The following is a 19,831-nucleotide window of genomic DNA, read 5'->3' as shown; positions in this document are numbered from 1 at the left end:
TCAAAACGCAAATGCGTCGCCCAGCAACCGAAGGGCGTGTCCGAACGGTTTGGCGGATGCGTCGGCGGATATCGCAGTCGTCGCCAGCGACGACACTGTCATCCCCGGATTGGCCCTGGGCGACTTCATGCCGGACGTAGCGGGCTGCACGTCTGCCCGAGGCGCGTCTACCGCGGTAGTTCGACGAGGCGCCGGGTCCGGCGTCGCCGGCAGTGGCTCATCCTGCAACGACATCGCGCCCGGAAGCCCCGGCGGCAGCGGCACCGCCGCATGCTTTGCCGCTGCGATTGCCGCAGCAGGCAACGGCGGCGGACTGGCTGTCGCCCCCTTCGACCCGGTACTCGCCGCCCCGGTCACGAAAATCCGCGCCGGTAGCGCAAAGTTGCGCAACTGGAGTACGTCGAGCGGCCCGGCGCCCGCCTCGCTGCGCAATTGCACCTTCAGCGGAATGCCCTGGCTCGTATCCGGCATCCAGGTCAGCAAGTAACGTGCGTTGTCCTGCTGCGCGACTTTCGCACGCTCCAGCAACCGGATCAGGCCGAAGCGCCCCTGCGCGTCGAGCGCCGTGCGCAATCCGCCCTGCTCGGTTTGCCATTCGATATGCGACAGGTTCTCGAGCGACTGGCCCGGCCACTCGAACGGCACCCATTCCTGCTTCTGGTTGAAGTAGCGCAGTTCGCGCCCGGACAGCACGAACTTCATGTCGGTGACGCCCGGTGCGGGCACTGCCTGCATTTCGTATCGCACACGCGCATCTCCGGACGGGAACAGCACGGTCGAGAGCCGCGTGAGCTTGTTCAGGCCGCTCAGGAAAACCGGATCGATCGTGAGCGCGCCTTGGTCGGCCCCTTGCGCGACGACCCACCGGTCGCCCTGCCGCTCAATCACGCCGGCGAGCTGCGTTGCAACGAACTGGGCGATCACGCCATTGTCGGGCCGCATGAAGCGCGCCATCTCGGGCAGCGACGCATCGTTGTCGGCGTCCGAGAACGGATATCGGCCGCCGAACGACTTGTTCCAGTCGGCCAGGATCGCCATCCGCCAGATTTCGTTCAGGCTCGACGCGGCAGGCTGCACGACGACCTGCCACGCCTGATCGAACGGTGCCCGAAACAGCGCGCCGAAGCCTGCCCACTGTTCGCCCAGGCTCGCGGCCACACGGCTCGCGTAATCGCGGCTATCCGAGATATCGGACGTCTTGCCCTGCAGAACCGACTGAGCGGCCAGCCGCGCGATCGCATCCGGATCGGCACCGGAGACGATCTGCGATGCCTTCAGACGCATCGCCGTGACCCGCTCGAGATAGCGTGCGAGACTGAGGTCGCCGGTCGCGGCCAGTTGAGCGGCGGTCTTGCCGTTGGCCGGCGCGCCGGACACCAGATCGCTACCGGTCAGGCGCAGGATCGGGCCAAAGGCTGACGCAAGCGGCGCAAGCTGCGGCTGAGCCTGCTTCGACGGATCCTTCTCGTCGGCGCCGACCAGTTGTTGCGCCTTGTTGATCAGACTCGCGGAGAGCGACTGCGCATTCGCACCCGCGCCTGCCTGGTAGACGATCGCGTTCATCAGTGCAATGAGCGGCGAACGTTGCGAGTCGCCCAGCAGCGTCAGTTGGTCGGCCGTGGCTGACAGCGTTGGCGCGGATTGCCAGCGCAAGCTGTTGAGGAACAGGGCCCACGTGCGCGCGTAGTCATCGAAGTAGCGCTGACGCAATTCGGCTTTCAATGTCGACGGGGGCGGGTTGCCGGCGTTGGTGTCGGATTCTCCACGGGGACTACCTTCCGGGCGCAGCACCCAGTCGCCCGACACGTCACGCTGTGCGCTGGCATCGTCGATCGCCTTCGAGATCCGTTCCTCCCAGGCCGCACGCGTGAACACGCCGGGAACGGTCGCGGTCGTATTGAACAGGCCTCGACTCGTCGTGTCGCCGAGCAGCGTCGCGAGGGAGACCGGTGGATACTTCGGCGTCGCCTCATCGATGATCTGCTGGTAGAGCGCATCCGTGGAGTTCTGGATGCCCCGCACACCAATCACCGTTTGGCGGGCTGATGCAATCAGGTTGCCGTCCGGTGTGATCGCGAACGCGGCAGCATTCGAAGCGGGGGCCTGGCCGAGATGGTTTGCGAAGAACGCGATGGCGTGCAGACGCAGGTCTTCCCAGGCGCCCGGCGACAAGGACGAATTGGACGGACGCGCGGGTACGGCCGTCGCGGCAAGCTGCGGCGTCAGAAACGCAGCCACGGCCCGCTCCGGCTTCGCGAGCATCAGGTAGGCCTTGAGCGTGTCGTAGGCGGCCTGGATCTGTGCGTTGCCGCCGTCGGCAATCTGAGCGTCGGACAGGGCTGCAAGCTGCTGTAGACGCGCTTCGAGCTTCTGACGAATAGGGGCGACGAGGATGCGGTTCGCCGCGAGGGCATAGCTCGGCCACAACGCGTCGAGCAGTGCGCCGTCGCGATTCAGGCCGAATCGCGATGCCCAGGGCGCGCCTTCGCGCTGATGGACTTCGAGCGTGTCGATCTGGCGATCCAGAATGTTCAGGGCCTGCAAGGCCTGCGTGCGGTCCTGCACGGTGGAGAGTGTCGCGATCGTGTCCGCGGTGCTCCGGATCGTTGCACGGTTGACGAAACCGGAAAGCATCGTGCCGGCGATCCAGCAGCCGATCAGGCCGGTTGTGAACCACGCGGCCGCGGTCGACAACGAGAAGCCTGCGCGGCGGCCGTGGATCTTGCGACTGTGTTCGGCGACGGTTTGCCATATCGTGCGGTGTCGCGGGCCGACCGGCGGTTCGTCGTCGCTCGCGCCGGCGGGTGCCTGCGGCGGCGTCAGTTCCCGCTCCTTGAATAGCGGTGCGAACAGCAGGCCGTGGACTGCGTGCCGCCGGATACGTGACTGCGAGGTTTGCAGCACCAGGCCCGACAGTGCGCGCCCAAGGTTCGAAATATGCTGCGACAGTTCGGCGGGAAAACGATCGCCTGCGTCCTTCGTCAGGCGCACGACACCGGCATCCGCCAGGTTGTCGGTGAGGGCTTGCAGCGACGCGTCGATCGCCTCGGCGCTGACGCGTGCGTTGGACCACGTGAAGCCGATCGCCTCGTCGGGACTCGACGCCTCGCTGCCGAAATCCGTCGCATTGAGCAGATAGACCGGCGCGGCCCAGCGCAGCGCGCGCGCGTGGCGCGCGAGTCGCTGAGAAAGATTGTCGGTGTCGAACGGCGCATCGACAGAATTGCGGTTGCGTGTGACTGCGACGATTGCATCGACCGGGCGACGACGGCGCAAGCGGCGGATCTGGTCGAGCCATGCGGTATCGAGCGTGTCGCGGGTTTGATTGGCGTACAGCAGGACCGTATCGCCGGTGATCAGATATCCCGCGTCGACGAGACCCGGTGCCAGGCGTTGCACCAGCGGTACGTCGCCGGCAACGAGCACCCATCGTTCGCGATAGCGCCAGCGCCATCCGTGGCGGTCGCGAAGACGGCTACGTAAAGCCGCAACGCGTGTGCCGCCATCAGGGGTTCCCGTATCGCGCCGCTCGGATGACGAGCTTGTCTGTTTCTTGACCCAATGCAGAAGACGTCGTGCTGCTACCGCCGGGCGAGATGACGAATCGAAGCTATTCCATAGGAACAGCACGACGAATACGATGCAAAGCACGACGATCCATCCCGCACGCCTTTCGACCGATTGCAGGCCCACCCAGGTATCGCCTGCGAACCAGATCAGCAATCCAGGCAGGATAACCGCTATGACGATGCTTAGAGTGTCGATCCGGAACTTGCGCATTTGGAATAGAAATTGAATCTAGATTGCCCTGACGAATGCCGCCACGCATTTCGTTGGAATTGGTCGTGGCCAATGTTCGATCGGTTAGGACGCTTACGCTCAGACATCGACATAGGAGGCGTATTGCGAGGGAAGCAAGCGCGGCAGTGGATCGCACTTGCATACGCACAGATCATCGCTCAGGGCGCCTTCTCTGCCGTCAGGGCCCTTCATCGAGAAGCGAGGGCCGTCGCATACGATGTGCCCCGTCGTATGACATGTGGGACACCAGACATCATCACGCTCGTAAGCCTGTTCGCGATTCCCGATTCTGTCGTTCGAATCGCCGCCCAAGACAATGCCATTCGATGTTGTCTTGTCGCCTTTCAGAATGTCGTACCGCCTGACCATGATCTGTCCTCCCCAATTCAGAGATAAGTTGTGCACTGCGCGGCTATGTGAGGATGTAGAGACAGGGACCCGCTCGGGCCTCCGTCATTGCGGATCGCCATTCCGCAAAACAGAGAAGCACCCCCCCGTCTTCCCGGTCGTTGCCAGAAGCTGGGGCGTGCCATCCCGAGCAACCGCCTTGGCTGCGCAAGCTGCGCCAAGCCAGGATGCGACTTCACCTGCGTGCCCCACCATGTAGTCGATGTTTGCCACCTTCGCGGCGATACCCGCCTTGACCGCTGCGGCTGTCACTGCGTTTGTCGCGGCTGGGTCAAGGGCGCACTGCCAAATACGACTCAAAGCAGAGGGTTCCATGCGCCCCCAGCGCAATGCGCGTGCAAGGGCAACATCCGACGGACAGTTGTCGGTGTCATTTGGCCGATGCAGCCTTGCAATCGAGTCGATCTTGAAGCGACGCTGCATTGGTTCCGGCACCACGAGTAGCGCGACACCGGCTTCCGCGCTACCGTCCGGCGGAAGCGTTTGAAGAACCGGATTCAACCGCACGAAGACGAGCAGGCGCGCTTCCTGATCACGCGTCTGGTGGATTCGATCCAGCCACGCGTCGAAGGCCATCAAATCGGGCGAATCGTGCGCAACCTCGGCTTTCAATGGCTGGAGATCGGATTTCGCCCATTGCTTGTCCCACGACGCTAACGCCTCGTCCAGATTCGCAACGCCGGGTAACACCAACTGAATCGCCAGGTTCAACTCCGACGGCAACGCACGGATGGCACCGGCAACATCACTGATCAACGCTCCGAACACCCACTCGCGCACGTGGCGTTGCCGCTCATCGTCACTATTGAACCGATTGCCATCCTCGTCTGTTTCGGGCTGATCAAACCAGCGCGCATTCACAGGCGGCGCATCGTGTTTCAGCGCGATTCGCGGTTCGAGTTTGATTGAACCACCCAGCAGTTTTTCGAACGCGTCTTCTTTCGCATCACTCGTGAATCGGTATGCCGCAGCAATCAGCGCAAGGGGGCGGCTGGCCTCCTCGAACACGCGATTCAGGTATTTCTCTCGAGCTTCGTTCCATGCGATCGCGTCCAAACGTCGGCCCTCGAAAACGCTATAGCGCCGTAACACGACGAAGGTCGCAATTCCAACCGGATACACCGTGATGCATATCCGGAACCAGAGGGATTGCGTCGATTCGCCTTTGGGCCAGAGAAGCAGCACCGCGAATATGCCCGCAAGCACGATGACGAAAAACACAATCGTCCAGACGAGGCGCGACGGAGGGCGGTCCGGTACTGGTTTCTCTGGTGGCAGTTTGTCGAAGTCAATAGGCATCGATCATTTCTCAAAAAGCATTGGGACGAGGCCGAAGGCTACGAGACACCGCATCCCACAAGGCTAGGGCCTCCCCCTCCGTGAGTGAGGATCGTTTGACTGTATCGGCCTGTGCCAGAAAATTCGGACTCGCGGTTAGCATGTCGAAAACGATGTAAGGCGCTTGCGGGCTACCCTGGTAATTCGTTTCCAGCGAGCCACGACTTCCCTGCATATTTACCTGCGTGAGTGACGATATCAACGCCTCGTCCACTTTCATGCCGCTGGGCAGTTCGATACTCCCGGATCGAATCACACGTCCCTGAGCCGTCTTCAACGCATCCTGGACGTCCGTACTCCGTATGCGAGGCAGCAATGTGCTGGTCGCCTGTAAACCAGCGAAACTGTCCCAAGTGAATGACACATCCACCTTGTCCGCAAGTACGTAGCTAGTCGAAACCTTCTCCTTTTCCGAAATTGCCTTGCCCGGCATGAACCCTCCGACGAAGCACGTGCCAGGCATAGTCGGAATCTCATCTTCGGAACGAGCTTGTAACTTCTCAATCAGATCGAAAGCCAACTGCGTCTTCTCGGGGACATTGTTCCTCAGATCTACAATTCCATATGGGGTGCCTTGATATTTTTTTGTGTATTCCGCATGAATTGAATCAACCCCCAAAACACGCAGGTAAAGCCCGTACCCTCGATCCCACTTACACACCTCAATTACACGCTCGATGTCACTTACCGCCCCAGAATCGCCAAGCGACACGAAATATTGCGAATTTTCAACGCCGCGCACAACGCCACCATCGAAAAAGAATTTATATCCAAGCGCACTTTTTGTCGCCTTCATCTCTGATTCTCGCTGATGCATATCGCTCTTAAACTGCTCTAACGACATGGACTTCGCATGGACCCTCACGCCCTCAAAATTTGCATCGCCAATGGGCAGCACATTGTTCGGTAGGTCAATCAAATAGCGCCCAACACAGCGCGGCTTCATACTCGTTGTCATCTCCGCTACCGTCCTCTGTTCCTGTTCCGTTAACTTTATGTCCTTGGCACTGCAACTCGTCAAAAATACTGCGCAGACCAACCAACCAGTCTTCAGCATGATGTGTATTCCATGGACGTGCCCTTGACATTGCTTACCAACCGCGTAATTGCGCGGAGACCGAAAAGTCGGCACGGAAGCGGGTTATATGCACCCTCGTATTCAACTCATTCGAAGGCTACGCGAGCTTTTTGCATAGATTGCTGACGCACGGCACGACCGAATAGGGATCGCACTGTCGCAGTTTACTTGGCAGGATTAATTACACGTTGAATACTGGTCCTCACGGTCATACACGAGCACGCGCGGTGCGCCTAACGACGTGCGAGGAAGCATCGCCGCAACCGGTATAGCAAGAAGTGTCATCAAAACTTTCCGCCGAGACAGCGTTTTCATACCGCCCCCGGACGCAACCGAATCGAGTTCACGACGCCATCCCATAGCTCAAGTGCCTCGCCGTCGTTGGCGAACGATTCCTTGTTCGTGAGGTATGCGCTCTCGCCGACACGCAGCGATGCGTTCAGATTGGGTTCGGCCAGCGAATACGCCTTGCCGGGCGCTTCCCATTTGAAGCCGTAGGTCCGCTTTCCGTCTTGCGTGCCAGCCACCAGAATCTCGTCGGCTTCGATCGGCCCGACCGGCCGGGCTCGATTGCGCAACTGGCCTACACCTGCCACCGTCCCGAGCAATGCGGGCAAAACACCGCCCGCGCGGGCACGCAAGCCTAGGCCTACTCGTTCCTGCGCGTAGGCCGTCAACCGGAACCAAACATCGGGCTTGTCCGGCAGTCGAATGTTCAACTCCCAGCTTTCAAGGTTGAAGCGTTTCGCTACCAAGATAGCGTCGCCCGCCACGAAGCCCATCCCTTCTGGCAACACCCCGGACGGGATTTCGTGCCATTCGCCGGAAAGTTTTTGGCGCGTAGCCAACGCGACCGTCTTGCGGTCTGGCGAAACCTCCCCTGAATACAACATGTATTTTGAGCCTACCTGAAAGTAAGTGTCGAAGAGATAAAGTATTTCTCCCGTCGGGCGACTCCATGAGATCAACGTCACTGAGCCAGTGTCGTGCGGTACTCGCTCGACAAACAGGTTGCCGTGCGTGACGTGCTTCGCAGCTCGAAGGTCCTTCTCTCTTTGCGAAACCATGTTATTGAACATTGCCTGCGTCGTAATCGAAGGCAGCAACTCAATCCTTACTCCGTTGTATTTGTATGACTCGACGGTTGTCGCCTCATTAGGCACATCCACCAGATGCCGTCCGATAGCGCATGTTTTCCAGTCTTGCTTCATACCACTCCCGTCTTGTGTCGGCGCTCGGAAGCACGATGCAATTCGCTTTGCTTCTGACACGGCGACGGAAACACCTCATCGCACAAGAAACGCATCGCCTCGTTCACTGTCATCATCCGCGGTGCGCCCACCGAGACGCGAGGAAACATCGTGACAACCGGCATGACAAGAAGCGTCATCAAAACTTCGCGGCGAGACAACGTTTTCATACCGCCCCCGGACGCAGACGAATCGAGTTCACGACGCCATCCCATAGCTCGAGTGCCTCGCCGTCGTCGGCGAACGATTCCTTGTTCGTGAGGTATGCGCTCTCGTCCACACGCAGCGATGCGTTCAAGTTAGGTTCGGCCAGCGAGTACGCCTTGCCGGGCGCTTCCCATTTGAAGCCGTAGGTCCGTTTTCCGTCCTGCGTGCCAGCCACCAGAATCTCGTCGGCTTCGATCGGCCCGACCGGCCTGGCGCGGTTGCGCAACTGGCCTACACCTGCAACCGTCCCGAGCAAGGCCGGCAAAATGCCGCCCGCGCGGGCGCGCAGGGTGGGTCCAACGATCTTTTGCGCATAAGCGGTTAGTCGGAACCAGACATCAGGTCTATTTGGCAACCGAATGTTCAATTCCCAGCTTTCGCGGTTGAAATCGTTGTCGACCAAGATGGTATCGCCTGCCACAAAGCCGATACCTTCCGGCAGTTCGCCGGATGTAATTTCGTGCCACTCGCGTGACAGTTCCTGCCGTAAAGCCAGCGCCGTCGCTTTGCGGTCCGGCGACACCGTTCCCGAGTACTTCAAGCTTCTGGAGTCTGCACGGATGTAGGTGTCGAAGAAGTACTGTATGTCGTTCGTCGGGCGATTCCACGAGATCAAGGTCACTGAATCATTGGCGTGCAGTACTCGATCAACAAATATGCTGCCGTACTTGACGTGCGGTGCAGCACGAAGCTCGCTCTCTCTCTGGGAAACCATGTAATCAAAACTTGTCTTCGTTGTGATCTCCGGCAGTAACTCAACCTGCACGTTGTTGTATTTGTACGTCTCAAAAACTACCGCCTCAATCGGCACATCTACAAGATGTCGCCCGATTGCTCGTGTTCTCCAATTTTGTCTCATGAAGACTCCTTCTTGTGCCAGCGGGCTTGCTGGGCGATCTTGACGATGGCATACATGCTGGCGTATAGCGATCGCCCGTGCTCGTCGCCATAGCTGTCTTGATGGTCGTAACCGAAATGCTCATTGGACTTACCGGGATTGCCCTGCCCGTGGGCAAAACTCATGGCAATGCCCGCCTCACTCGGCGCCTCGCCGGAATACACTGGGACGGTGCCGTCACCGGGACAGTCGGGCTCGCTGATGGCCAGCTTGACGCCAGAGGTAGTTTTAAGCGTGCCATTTCCATCATCACTCGCAATGGCCACTCCGACTACGTCAAGACCGTCCACGCCGCGCCCCTCCCATGACACCTCGCCCCAACTGAAACGGTTCTTGCTCGCCAATATCCCGGTACCAAAGAGGCCGCCCGAGTCCTTCTCTGTCTCACGTCTGCCCTGCGCGCCGTAGTGCGCATAAGTCGGAGACTTGTAACGTCCACGAATCTCAGCATGAAACTCGCGGATGTCCGCGATGATCCCATTCAGGTCGTTACGTGATGTATCGTCCTCAGACTTGGAACTACCCGTCGATTGCGACTGCGCCTTCTTCTGCATGGGATCCATCAGCCCCAAATTCCCCTCCGGCACCAACCCATACCACGCAGGCGAGCAATAAATTTCGTTATACGGATCGCCGTTCTGCGGCAGAGCGAGAATCTCTTTACCGGTCTCTTTGTCGCGAACTTTGAGCCAAGGCCTACCGTCGTTGTAATCCGCTGTAGGCAGCAGTTCCAGCCCGCCCGGTGATTTAGAAAGAATCGCCACGACATCGGCCGCATTGCGCCCGAGGAACACTTGCTCCGCGCCTTCAAAACCGGACCGCATGCGCTTATAGGTAGCTGGTGCCCCCGTCGCCGGCTGCACACCATGTGATACGCCCAGCACCTTGTCGCATTGATGTAGCTCGGTAAGGGCGCGACTGACCAGCCCGCCCATCGAATGAGTCACGACAATCACCTTCTCTGCCATGGGCCGGCTGGGCGCCGGGCGCTCGTTGGTACAGTTCGAGCCGCCCTTGCCATCCGGCGTGTCCTTCACGATGACGCTCTTGCCTTCGTTGTAGAACGGCAGGATGGTTTGCTCAATGAGCTCCTTGATGGCAGCGCCGGAGTCCCGGTTGCTTTGGAGCCAGTTGTATCCTCCTGCCCAGACATCGAACTGATAGTTGGCCGCATGCAGGATCTCTTCACGCGTAAGGGCATCGCCTTCTTTAGCGCCCCATTCGGTCGGCGCGTCCTGCCCAGCTTCAGCGGCCCATTTCCGGAGATCGGCCTCGCAACGCTGAAAGTCGTACCGAGACAGATCGTTCAGTAGATGTTGGAGCTTTGCCATGAACGGGTGATAGCTGGAGCGCATCAGCGCGCCCCAACCACGAGCGACCAGCACATTCTTCGGCAGGCCGCTCTCGCCAGCATCGATAGGCCCGCTGGGATCGATCTCTACCGAGTTGGTCACCAGATCGCCGGCACGTTCGTTTGTACTCTTGAACAGGTAGCTGAACAACTGTCCGATCAGATCGGCCGCGCCGCGCGGATCCTTGTTGGGCGGTCGCCAGACGCTGGCCTTGCCAACCGTCTTGCGCAGGTTCGTTCCCATGATCCCGGGCAGAAAGAGAATCGGGATCACGTAAGGCTTGGCAAGCACTATTTTTTCGCGCTGATCTTCCGTGGAAGTTAGTGTCGCGATGCTGTACTGGTCTCCGTTTTCGTCGACCACGCTATGATGCAAAACGGATGTAGCATCTGTCATGATGTTGCTCCGAAAAATAGGTCGGTGAATTCAGTCCAGCAGCCGAATGCGAACATGCTCGGTGAAGAGACTCTTCTGTTGCGGCGTCTTACCGAGCTCGTCCGTCAACACCTTGAGCACACTGCCGTCGTCCCGCTTGATCTCGGCCTGCACATTGGTCAGCGGCTCGCCGGTGGACGGGTTTCGCACGACATAGGAATCGTCAAACCTCGCGTGCTTCCACGTATTCATCGTTTCAGCGAGCGAACTCGGCCCCTGCCGACTGAACGCGGCCGACTTGATCGTGCGATTGCCACGCGTGCCGTCCTCAATGCCCGTCGGAGCGATGCGGACGTACGATCCACCACACTTGAGGAGCAACTCCTCTTTCGCCTCGATCGTGACCCGCCCGTTCGCACTCGTGATTCGCATGTCCTTGTCGGACATCAGGTGCATGTCGTCGCTTTGTGCCTGGATCTCAACTTTTCCCCGGGCGGCAAAGAGCTTCAAGCCAAGTTTCTGCGCGAAGATCGATACGAGTTCGCCGGCTGACACGGTAAACCGCTTCATGACGCCGAAATCGGCATTCCCGCCGGTAGTGGCAATCAAATTGTCGTTCGCGGTAATCTGAAGATCCGTTCCTGAAGCGAGACCCATGCCGTCCGGGGCGCTCACGAGAACCCCTGCCTTCTTGAGTTCTTTCAACGTCTCGTCAAGCAACACGCGCTGGCGGTCATAGTCGGCCGCCACGGCCTGCGCGGTTTGCGCGGCCTCTCCGAGCCCACGCATTTGCTGAAGCGCCAGATCGAGTAATCCCTGCGCACGCTCCATCGCGAGCTGTTGACCATTGCCTGCCGGTTGGGCCTCTGCCGTGACTAGAACGCCTTTTGCACCGCGAATGGCGACGTGGCCGTCCGTTCGGAGCTCCGCGCCACGCCCACGTTCCTCGCGTTCACCGTCAACCATATGCCCCAGATTGAGCTCACTGGTCTGAAACGGCGTCGTCAGATGAACGTGCTCGACACCTTCCTTATCCTCCATCCGCAGTTCGTTCTGCGCGGCGGTACGGATCAGATTTCGGGTATGGTTCTGACTGGTGACAAGATCCGGATGCACGCTGTCATGCATCGCCCCGATGATCACAGGCCGATCCGGATGACCTTGCGTGAACACAACGGCCACCTCCGCCCCATCGATTAGCGGAAAGTGATGCCCGTAGTTGTCACCGCTATACGGCTTCGCGAACCGCACAGGCCGGCTTGTCCCACCCGGGCTCCACTCATCGAGATCGAACGGCAGCTTGATTACATACCAGCCCTGTTCAGTCAGATAGGCATACTTATAATCACCGGGTGATGTAATGCGTGCGGGCAAAATGCCATCGATGGCCGGTCGCTCGATGGTATCGATCGACGTGCGCCACACACGATCAGACGAAATCCCCTCGAAGGTCATCCAATACGACTGATCGCGCCCGCCCTGCGACTCCACCGCCGTGATGAAGATCCCGTGCTTCGCGTCCGCCAGGTTCGGCTCGATCCGCATGACTTCACCCGCTTCGAGCCAGAACGGATTGCCCGTGCCCTTGAACGCGATCTGCGCTGCGAGATGCTCCTGGTGACGCCGGCGGGCCACACCTTTACCCTCTTCCGGCGTCTCGTAATGCTCGCCCCAACAGTAATCAACACCGCTCGTCGTCGTGTCGTCGCGCGCGGCATTTTCCTCGACCAGCAGCGACACACCGGCCTGCCGATGGTTGTAGTCGTGCAGCCGCACGGCCTCAGGTACACGCCGGGTCCGCTTCTCGAGCGTCTTGATCGCGTCCGCGCCGGCACTCTCGAGCCCGGCGTCTCGCCGGTACGACACGATGCGTTGCTTGCGTGCGTAGGCATCCAGATCGTCGCCAAACACGAGCAGCGCGTGATCCTTCTTCTGCTCCCAGCGGAACCAGATCCCTTCTTCCGCGCAAATACGCTGGATAAAGACAAATGTCGTTTCGTGATACTGGGTAATGTATTCGCGCCGCTTGTATTCGCCGCGCAGCTGAAACAGGAAGTCGACCCCGGCCCGGTAGCCGTAATGACGCAGCGTGTCGGTCACGATCTCCTCGACGGACTGCTTCTGGAACAGCCGGCTCGTCGCGCCCCGGTTCAGGTCGGCGAGCTTCGGCTCGAGCCGCACCCGATAGTGGGTCTGATCGGCCGAACTGCCGAACTCGTCGAACTGCGTGATGACGCCGTGGATCGTATATGCCGGCGACATCGTGCTGAATTGCCCGGCGTTCTCGCCGAACATTCTGCGCAGATAGTCCAGGTTCGGATCGACCGGTGCGACGATGAATTTCGCGGGGCGGCCGACCACTTGATCCATCGGAATACCCGCCATCGGGCTCGTGAATTCGATGTCGTAGCGGTACAACTCGCTCACGGCGTCCCGGCCCGTAAACCGCAGCACGGACGTCGGCGCCGGGTGCGGCGCCAGCTTCAATTCATAAGCCTGCGACGGCAGGATCATCGACATGGTTTTCTCTCAGGTGCACGAACACAACGGTACCGCCGGGGCAGCCATCGGCGCCCCGGCGGGTCATGCATGAAACGTCGGATCAGCCCTTGGCCTTCGGCATCTGCGACACGAGCGACAAGCCGATATCCATGCCCTCGACCTGGAAGTGCGGGATGATGAACAGCTTGATGCGGAAGAAGCCCGGGTTGTCCTCGATGTCCTCGACCGTCACCTTCGCCTCGCGCAGCGGGTGCGACGCCTGCAGCTCGTCGCCCGGATCCTTCATTTCGGTCACGAGCCCCTTGATCCAGTTGTTCAGCTCGAGTTCGAGCAGACGCCGGTCCTTGGTCGTACCGATGTTCTCGCGCTGAATCAGCTTCAGGTAGTGCGCGATGCGCGACAGCAGGAAGATGTACGGCAAGCGCGCGTTGATGCGGCTATTGGCCGTCGCCTCCTTCGTCTCGTACAACGCCGGCTTTTGCGTCGAGCTGGCCGAGAAGAAGCATGCGAAGTCGTGGTTCTTGTAGAACGACAGCGGAATGAAGCCGAGATTCGCGAACTCGAACTCGCGCGTTTCCGGAATCAGCACTTCGGTCGGAATCTTCGGCTGCACACCGGTGCCGAGGTCATACAGGTGAACCGGCAGGTCTTCCACCTTGCCGCCTGCCTGCGGGCCGCGAATCTGCACGCACCAGCCGTTGCTGACGAAGCTGCGCACCATGTTGGCCGCGAACGCGAATGACGCGTTGACCCACAGATACTTGTCGTGGTCCGGGCCCTTCACCGCCTCTTCGTAGTTGAACGCACGCACCGGCGTCGTATCCTTGCCGTACGGCAGGCGGCCGAGCACGCGCGGCATCGTCAGGCCAACATAGCGCGCATCGTCGGTGTCGCGGAAACTCTTCCACTTGATGTACTCGGCACGATCGAAGTAGTTGCCGATGTCCTGGATGGACGCGACTTCCTCCATCGAATGCTTGCCGAAGAACGCCGCACCCACCGAGCCGATGAACGGCATGTGCGCCGCAGCCGCAACCTTCGAAATATTGCGCAGCAGCGCGACATCCATCGGCGAGTTCGCGAATTCGAAATCGCTGATCATCGCGCTGATGGGCTGTCCGCCCGGCGTGTCGTACTCCTCAATGTATGCGAGACGATACAGGCCGCTCTGAATCAGCTCCGGCGAGTCCTCGAAGTCGCGCTGCAGCGCATCCTTCGATACATCCAGCACCTCGATTCGGGCGTTCCTGCGGAAGTCCGTGCGCGACACGAGCATCTTCAGGCCTCGCCAGCGACCTTCGAGCGCCTGGAAATCCGGTGCATGCATGACCGCGTCGAGCTGACGGCCGATCTGCCGGTCAAGCTGCCCGATGTAAAAATCGAGCAGCGACTTGTCGAGCCGGTCGACCGGCTTGCTTTCCTTCGCGATGAGGTTGAGCAGCGCGTCCATGCCGCGCGCGACCCGTTCGTCGGCCGATGCCTCCGACAATGCGTCGTTGTCGCGGAATGCTTCCATCGGCCGCGCCTCGGCGACCGGCTTCAGGTTGATCTTGTTGCACAGCGTGGCGTAGACGCTGTCGTTTTCGAGCACCATCGTTTCCGTAGCGCCCTGGCGCGATTCATTCTGGTTCATGTGTCTCTCAGTCACGTTTGGTATGGCTGCCTGGTTGCGGGAGGCGGTGACGGCCGTCTTGGGCCGGCCGCGCTCACGCATGGCCTTCCTGTTGCAGAGTGGCCGTGGCGATTTGCCCCAGTTCGCCACGCAGCTTGTCGGAGAGGCGCTGGTCCTTCAGGATCTTCTCGAACTCACGGCGGAACATGACGTTGTCGAGCAGATTCGACTTGAGGTCGCGCAACAGATTGCGCATCGCCAGCATCGCTTGCAGCTCGGGAATCTGGCGAGCAACCTGCTCGGGCTCGAAATCCTTCATCGAGCGGAACGAGAGATTGACGGGCAGTTCCGAGCCGTCGCCGGTCAGGGTGTTCTCCGCGGCAATCTTGAGATCCGGCGCGTAGTCGGCCAGGACTGCATCGAAGTTGTTCTTGTCGATATTGACCTTCTTGCGTTCGGCCAGCGGCGCCTGTTCACGGCCCGCGCTGAAGTCGCCCGCGACGAGCAGCTTCAACGGCAACTCGACCTTCTTCTGGGCCCCGCCCGTATGCAAATCCAGCGTAATCGAGACACGGCTCTTTGGAATTTCCCTCTGGAAGCTATCCATTTGCAATCCTTATTTAGTGATGGTCAAGCGTTGGACAGGAGCACGGCGCATTCAACACGATGGTCTCGTCGATACATCACGCATCGGATTCAATGCGCAGGATGTCTCGATCGATATTTCATCGCATGGCCTCCGCCCACACGACGGAATCGCATGGGACTTATACACGGCAAATGCTTAGACAGTCAAAGCACGTCGCTCAAAAACCACAATCACCAAATGCAAAAAATCGCAAACATCCCGAGACAATTAACAAATTCAAAAGACATCGCCTATTTTCGAGATAATTGACATACGAGCCCATAAAGACGCCACTTCAACTCATTCACACCTCCCCAAATCCACTATCAGGCGGGCCGCCGGCGCCTTTCCAACTGCTCACACACCACCCTTTCCAGTGACACGAAAATCCATCAAAAAAACCATATATCCCAAAAATAATCGGTTAACGAATCATCTCATTTGTTCACATTTCAAAAATTTCCATTAGTAAACCAAACTAGTTGGATTTTAAAAAATAGGTTGTACATTACAAAAAATGTCATGTATAGGTTACGCCCTTGAACCGAATAACGAACAGACACACCACACGAGAGACCATGCGAATCGCGAAGCCGCTATGGCACGAGGGCCTCATCCTGACGCAGCAGCATTTTCAGCAACAGGATAGATGGGCTGAATTTGCGCTACGTCAGTACGCCTGCGCGGCTATGGCGCAGCCGTGGGGAACGCTTGGCGTAGAGATCGACGAAGAAGCGCTGTCGACAGGGCGCCTGAAACTCGCCCGCCTGAGGCTGTGTTTTCCGGACGGCACCCCGATCGATACGACCGTCGCCGATACACTCCCGTCTGCGCGCGATCTGACGCAAGGTGTGCCAGCGGACATGCAGAGCGTCGTTGTGTTCGCAGCGCTCGCGTTATCGGATGCGAATGGCAGCAACTGCCGTTTCGACGAGACGTCGCTCGCTCGCCCACGGCGCGCTTACCGTGAATTCGTCAAGGTCGGCGACCTGAACGGAGCCGGCGACGCGGAAATCGCAGTCGAACGGCATGCAGTGCGGCTGGTGTTCGACTTCGAGTCGCACGCCGACGACACGGTCTGTGCGATCGCGCGACTGACGCGCGGATCTGGCGGCCAGTTCCAGGTCGATCGACAATTCGTGCCGCCGTGCCTCACGCTCGGCGGCCATCCACTGCACATCGAGCGGATCAATCGTCTGGCAGACATCCTGCACGCCAAGACGCTCGCGCTCGGTACGCGTCGCAGCGAACGCATCGCCGAGGTCGCGGAATACGGCGTGGCCGATGTGCAACTCTTCTGGCTGCTGCATTGCATCCACGCGGCATGGCCGCAGTTGCGATTGTTCGCCGCGCATCCGGGTCGCCCTCCGGAGCATCTGTACACGACACTCGCGCAATTGACGAGCGCACTGATGACGTTCTCGACCGAAGCGCAGCTCACCGACATTCCGGCGTACGACCATGCGCGAGCCGACGAGGTGTTCGCGAGACTGGAATCGCTGATCCGCAATCTGCTCGACGCCATCATTCCGTCGCGGGTCGTATCGATCGGCCTCACCCGCAAGGGGCCGACCACCTGGACCGGCCAGTTCCTCGACGAACGGATCGTCGCGGATGCCGCCGACTGGTATCTGTCGGTCAACGCGCCGATGCCCGCGTTCGAGCTGGTCGAACAGTTTCCACGGCTTTGCAAGATCGGTGCTCCCGACGACGTCGAACACATCATCAATTCGGCTCTGCTAGGCGTCCCGCTCAAGGCCGTCCAGCGCGTGCCGGGCGCGATCCCGGTGCGTCTGGACAATCAGTATTTCGCGCTGGACGCGTCCAGTGCCGTGCACGCGAAGATGCTTGCCGCGCGAGCCTGCCAGATCTACCTGCCCGCGTCGGTACCAGACGCTTCGCTCGAACTTTACGCCGTGTTGCGTTCATGAACGCCCTGACTACCAACCGAAACGACACCGCCCTGATGCCGAACGCGGCGGGCGCCAGCAGCCCGCCCAGCGATGGGATGCGCGATCTGCTGCGCGACACCGCGCTGCTTGTGACGACGCTCGCCTCGGGCGGACGGGCTCAGGACGCGGTCACATTGAGGATCCGGTGCAAGCAGCTTGTCGAACAATTCTCGAGCGCCCTCCAGCAACGGGGATTTCCGGACGACGTGCGCAACGAGGTACTGATTGCGCAGTGCGGGCTGCTCGACGAGACAGCGCTGCGACACCTGCCCGGTGAATCCCGGGCCGCATGGGAGCGCGAGCCGCTACAGGTGGAGCAGTTCAACCTGCACGAAGCCGGTGAACGCGTATTCGAGCGGATCGACGCGCGCATGCGCGAACCAGTGCCGCCCGTCGCGTTGCTCGAGTGCTACTCGGCCATCCTCGGGATGGGATTCGTCGGCCGGTACGCCCGTGACGGTGAAGCCAAGCGGACTGCGCTGATCGCGTCGTTGAATGCCAGGCTGGAAACGCTGCGCCCTGCCCCGGATCGGCCATTCATCGCGGATCGTGTCGAACGGCGCGTGTCCGACTGGTTCTACCGGCTGTCTCCATGGGCGATCGCAGGACTCGCGTGCATCGCCGCCGCGATCGTATGGGGCGTCTGGTCGACCGTACTCGACGGGCAACTCGCGCACCTTGTCGCGACAAAGGCCATTCGCCCGTGAAATCCGACTTGCCTGCTCTCTCTGCAGAATCGAAGCGGCCGCCCGATCGCGGCCACGAAGGGCTCGGCTACCCATCCCGGTTCATGGTCACGTTCGCAACTGTGCTGGGGCTCGCCGTGATCTGGCTGGTGCTTCCGCTCGGGTCCAGCGTCGCCTGGACACTTTCGGCCATCGCCGGGATGGTCGCGCTCGCGCTAATGGTGTGGTGTACGTGCAGGCTTGGCCACGCGCGTAGCCAGAGCGCGCATGTGCTGGCCGCGCTGGGCGCAGCGACGGCTGACATTCCGGTCACGCTGCGCACGCGCATGCCGCTCGTGCTGGTGACCGGCGACGGTCTGCCCGCACTGTTCGACCGTACGGGAGAGGCCCGGCACGTGCACCTCGGCGACGGCGGCATCTGGCTGCGCGTCGATCGCCCCCAGGATCTGCCGCGCCTGGCCGTTGCGGTCAGGCAGTGGCGCGACGGGCGGGCGCCGGACGGCGTCGTGCTGTCCGTCGCGCCTGCGCTGCACGCGGAAACCGACACGCTGACGCAAAACTTGCGTGCCGTACGGCAGGCCGTCGCCGATGCCGCCCGCATGCTGGGTACGCGACTACCCGGCTACGTCGCGGTCTACCAGCGGCTCACCACCGCCCCTGTCGACCTCTCGACGCCGGTGTGGTACGGCGTGTCGTCGGCCGCGCGCCTGACGGGTGGCCAACGTTTCGAATCCGTGGTCCGCGCAGCGGAAAACGAGGTCGAGCGCGCGGCCGGCGATCGCGTTGCGGCAACGCGCGCCGCCGCCCTGGCCTCCATCGTCGGCTGGACGCAGCGCGTGATTTTCGGCGCACTGACGGACCGACAACAGCCGGCGGCGCAGTGGGCGCTGTTCGGCGCCGGCTGGATCGACTGCGGACCGGCAAGTGCGCCCCGAAACCCGTGGGAACGCGACGTCGAAATGCGGACGCGCGTGGCGCGTGTAACCTCCACCGCCTCGCCGACGCCGTGGCCGCTTCCGCAGTCGCTGATCGAGGCGATGCCGCGGCGATACTGGATGTCTCCTCGTCAGGCCGCCGTGGGCCACGCCCTGACCCTGCTCGCCTGCACCGCTGCCGTCGCATTCTGGGGCGCAGCCAGGAACAACGAAGCACTGCTGGATCGTATCGCCGCCGATCTCGGCCGCTATTCGACAATCCCGGTAAAGCACGATGACGCAAAGCGGGACGCGCTGCAGGCGCTCGTGGCCGATCGGGATCAACTCGACCGCTACGCGCGCACCGGTATTCCGCTGCGCTTGTCGTTCGGCATGTATCGGGGCGCACAGCTGATGCCGGTGCTGAACAACGCGATCGCATCTTACGAGCCGCCTCCGCCCCCGCCTGCTGTCGTCTCGCTCGACAGCATGTCACTGTTCGACAGCGGCAAGGCACTGCTGAAGCCGGGGTCGAACCGTGCCATGGTCGGCGCACTCGACATGATCAACGCGCATCCCGATAAACGCATCCTCGTCGCCGGCTACACCGACAACGTGGGCAATCCGGACAGCAACCTGAAGCTGTCGACCGCGCGCGCGGAGGCCGTGCGCGACTGGCTGGTCGACGCATCCGGCATTTCCGCGACCCGGTTTGCGATTCAGGGCTACGGCATGACGCGCCCGCTTTCCGGCAACGACACACCCGACGGTCGCGCGCGAAACCGTCGCGTGGAAATTACCCTGGTGCCGGACACGGAAAAGTAGCCATT

At 60.8% G+C, this 19,831-nt stretch carries 13 protein-coding genes; 3 read left to right on the top strand and 10 right to left on the bottom strand.

Annotated elements, in window-relative coordinates; translation table 11 throughout:
* The 10 genes from DCN14_RS00905 to tssB all read right to left on the bottom strand — a co-directional run bounded on the left by DCN14_RS00905 (window position 1) and on the right by tssB (window position 15,428).
* Window positions 1–3,780 carry an ImcF-related family protein gene (locus tag DCN14_RS00905; protein WP_205212588.1) on the bottom strand — a complete coding sequence of 1,260 codons (3,780 nt, stop codon included), beginning with the start codon at window positions 3,778–3,780 and terminating at the stop codon, window positions 1–3.
* A gap of 99 nt (window positions 3,781–3,879) precedes the next feature.
* Window positions 3,880–4,170, bottom strand: coding sequence for a PAAR domain-containing protein (locus DCN14_RS00900; protein WP_096500802.1), 291 nt, complete (start codon window positions 4,168–4,170; stop codon window positions 3,880–3,882).
* Window positions 4,171–4,254: 84 nt separating this feature from the next.
* Window positions 4,255–5,508 carry a hypothetical protein gene (locus DCN14_RS00895; RefSeq protein WP_096500804.1) on the bottom strand — a complete coding sequence of 418 codons (1,254 nt, stop codon included), beginning with the start codon at window positions 5,506–5,508 and terminating at the stop codon, window positions 4,255–4,257.
* Window positions 5,509–5,518: 10 nt separating this feature from the next.
* Window positions 5,519–6,604, bottom strand: a complete 1,086-nt coding sequence (locus DCN14_RS00890) for a T6SS immunity protein Tli4 family protein (RefSeq protein WP_096500807.1) — start codon at window positions 6,602–6,604, stop codon at window positions 5,519–5,521.
* A 332-nt stretch (window positions 6,605–6,936) separates the two neighbouring features.
* Window positions 6,937–7,836: a T6SS immunity protein Tli4 family protein gene (locus DCN14_RS37770; protein WP_162826152.1), complete on the bottom strand. Its 900-nt coding sequence runs from the start codon at window positions 7,834–7,836 to the stop codon at window positions 6,937–6,939.
* A gap of 205 nt (window positions 7,837–8,041) precedes the next feature.
* The gene (locus DCN14_RS37765) at window positions 8,042–8,941 is read right to left on the bottom strand and encodes a T6SS immunity protein Tli4 family protein (RefSeq protein ID WP_162826151.1); all 900 of its coding nucleotides are present in this window, start codon (window positions 8,939–8,941) and stop codon (window positions 8,042–8,044) included.
* Window positions 8,938–10,728, bottom strand: coding sequence for a hypothetical protein (locus tag DCN14_RS00870; protein ID WP_096500811.1), 1,791 nt, complete (start codon window positions 10,726–10,728; stop codon window positions 8,938–8,940). The genes DCN14_RS37765 and DCN14_RS00870 overlap by 4 nt, the downstream gene beginning before the upstream one ends.
* A gap of 30 nt (window positions 10,729–10,758) precedes the next feature.
* Window positions 10,759–13,227, bottom strand: a complete 2,469-nt coding sequence (vgrG, locus tag DCN14_RS00865) for a type VI secretion system Vgr family protein (RefSeq protein ID WP_096500813.1) — start codon at window positions 13,225–13,227, stop codon at window positions 10,759–10,761.
* 82 nt (window positions 13,228–13,309) lie between these two features.
* Entirely contained in the window at window positions 13,310–14,842 is a 1,533-nt protein-coding gene (gene tssC, locus DCN14_RS00860; RefSeq protein WP_096500815.1) for a type VI secretion system contractile sheath large subunit, read from the bottom strand.
* A gap of 73 nt (window positions 14,843–14,915) precedes the next feature.
* On the bottom strand, window positions 14,916–15,428 hold the full coding sequence (gene tssB, locus DCN14_RS00855) for a type VI secretion system contractile sheath small subunit (RefSeq protein ID WP_096500817.1): 513 nt from the start codon (window positions 15,426–15,428) through the stop codon (window positions 14,916–14,918).
* A 599-nt stretch (window positions 15,429–16,027) separates the two neighbouring features.
* Here tssB and tssK point away from each other — a divergent pair.
* From tssK to DCN14_RS00840, 3 genes are read left to right on the top strand one after another with little or no spacing between them, the layout of a single operon-like run.
* Entirely contained in the window at window positions 16,028–17,380 is a 1,353-nt protein-coding gene (gene tssK / locus DCN14_RS00850) for a type VI secretion system baseplate subunit TssK (RefSeq protein ID WP_096500819.1), read from the top strand.
* A complete protein-coding gene (locus DCN14_RS00845; protein ID WP_096500821.1) occupies window positions 17,377–18,108 on the top strand; it encodes a DotU family type IV/VI secretion system protein in 732 nt (243 codons plus the stop codon). Before tssK ends, DCN14_RS00845 begins: the two co-directional genes overlap by 4 nt.
* Window positions 18,105–19,826 (top strand): OmpA family protein, encoded by a 1,722-nt coding sequence (locus tag DCN14_RS00840; protein ID WP_096500823.1) that lies wholly within the window; start codon window positions 18,105–18,107, stop codon window positions 19,824–19,826. The genes DCN14_RS00845 and DCN14_RS00840 overlap by 4 nt, the downstream gene beginning before the upstream one ends.
* The last annotated feature ends 5 nt before the right edge of the window (window positions 19,827–19,831 follow it).

Origin of the sequence: Burkholderia sp. IDO3, from assembly GCF_003366075.1 — a bacterium.
GTDB classification, from domain to species: Bacteria; Pseudomonadota; Gammaproteobacteria; order Burkholderiales; family Burkholderiaceae; genus Burkholderia; species Burkholderia anthina.
Note: the sequence above shows the minus strand (reverse complement) of the source record. Positions and strands in the feature narration are given on the sequence as shown.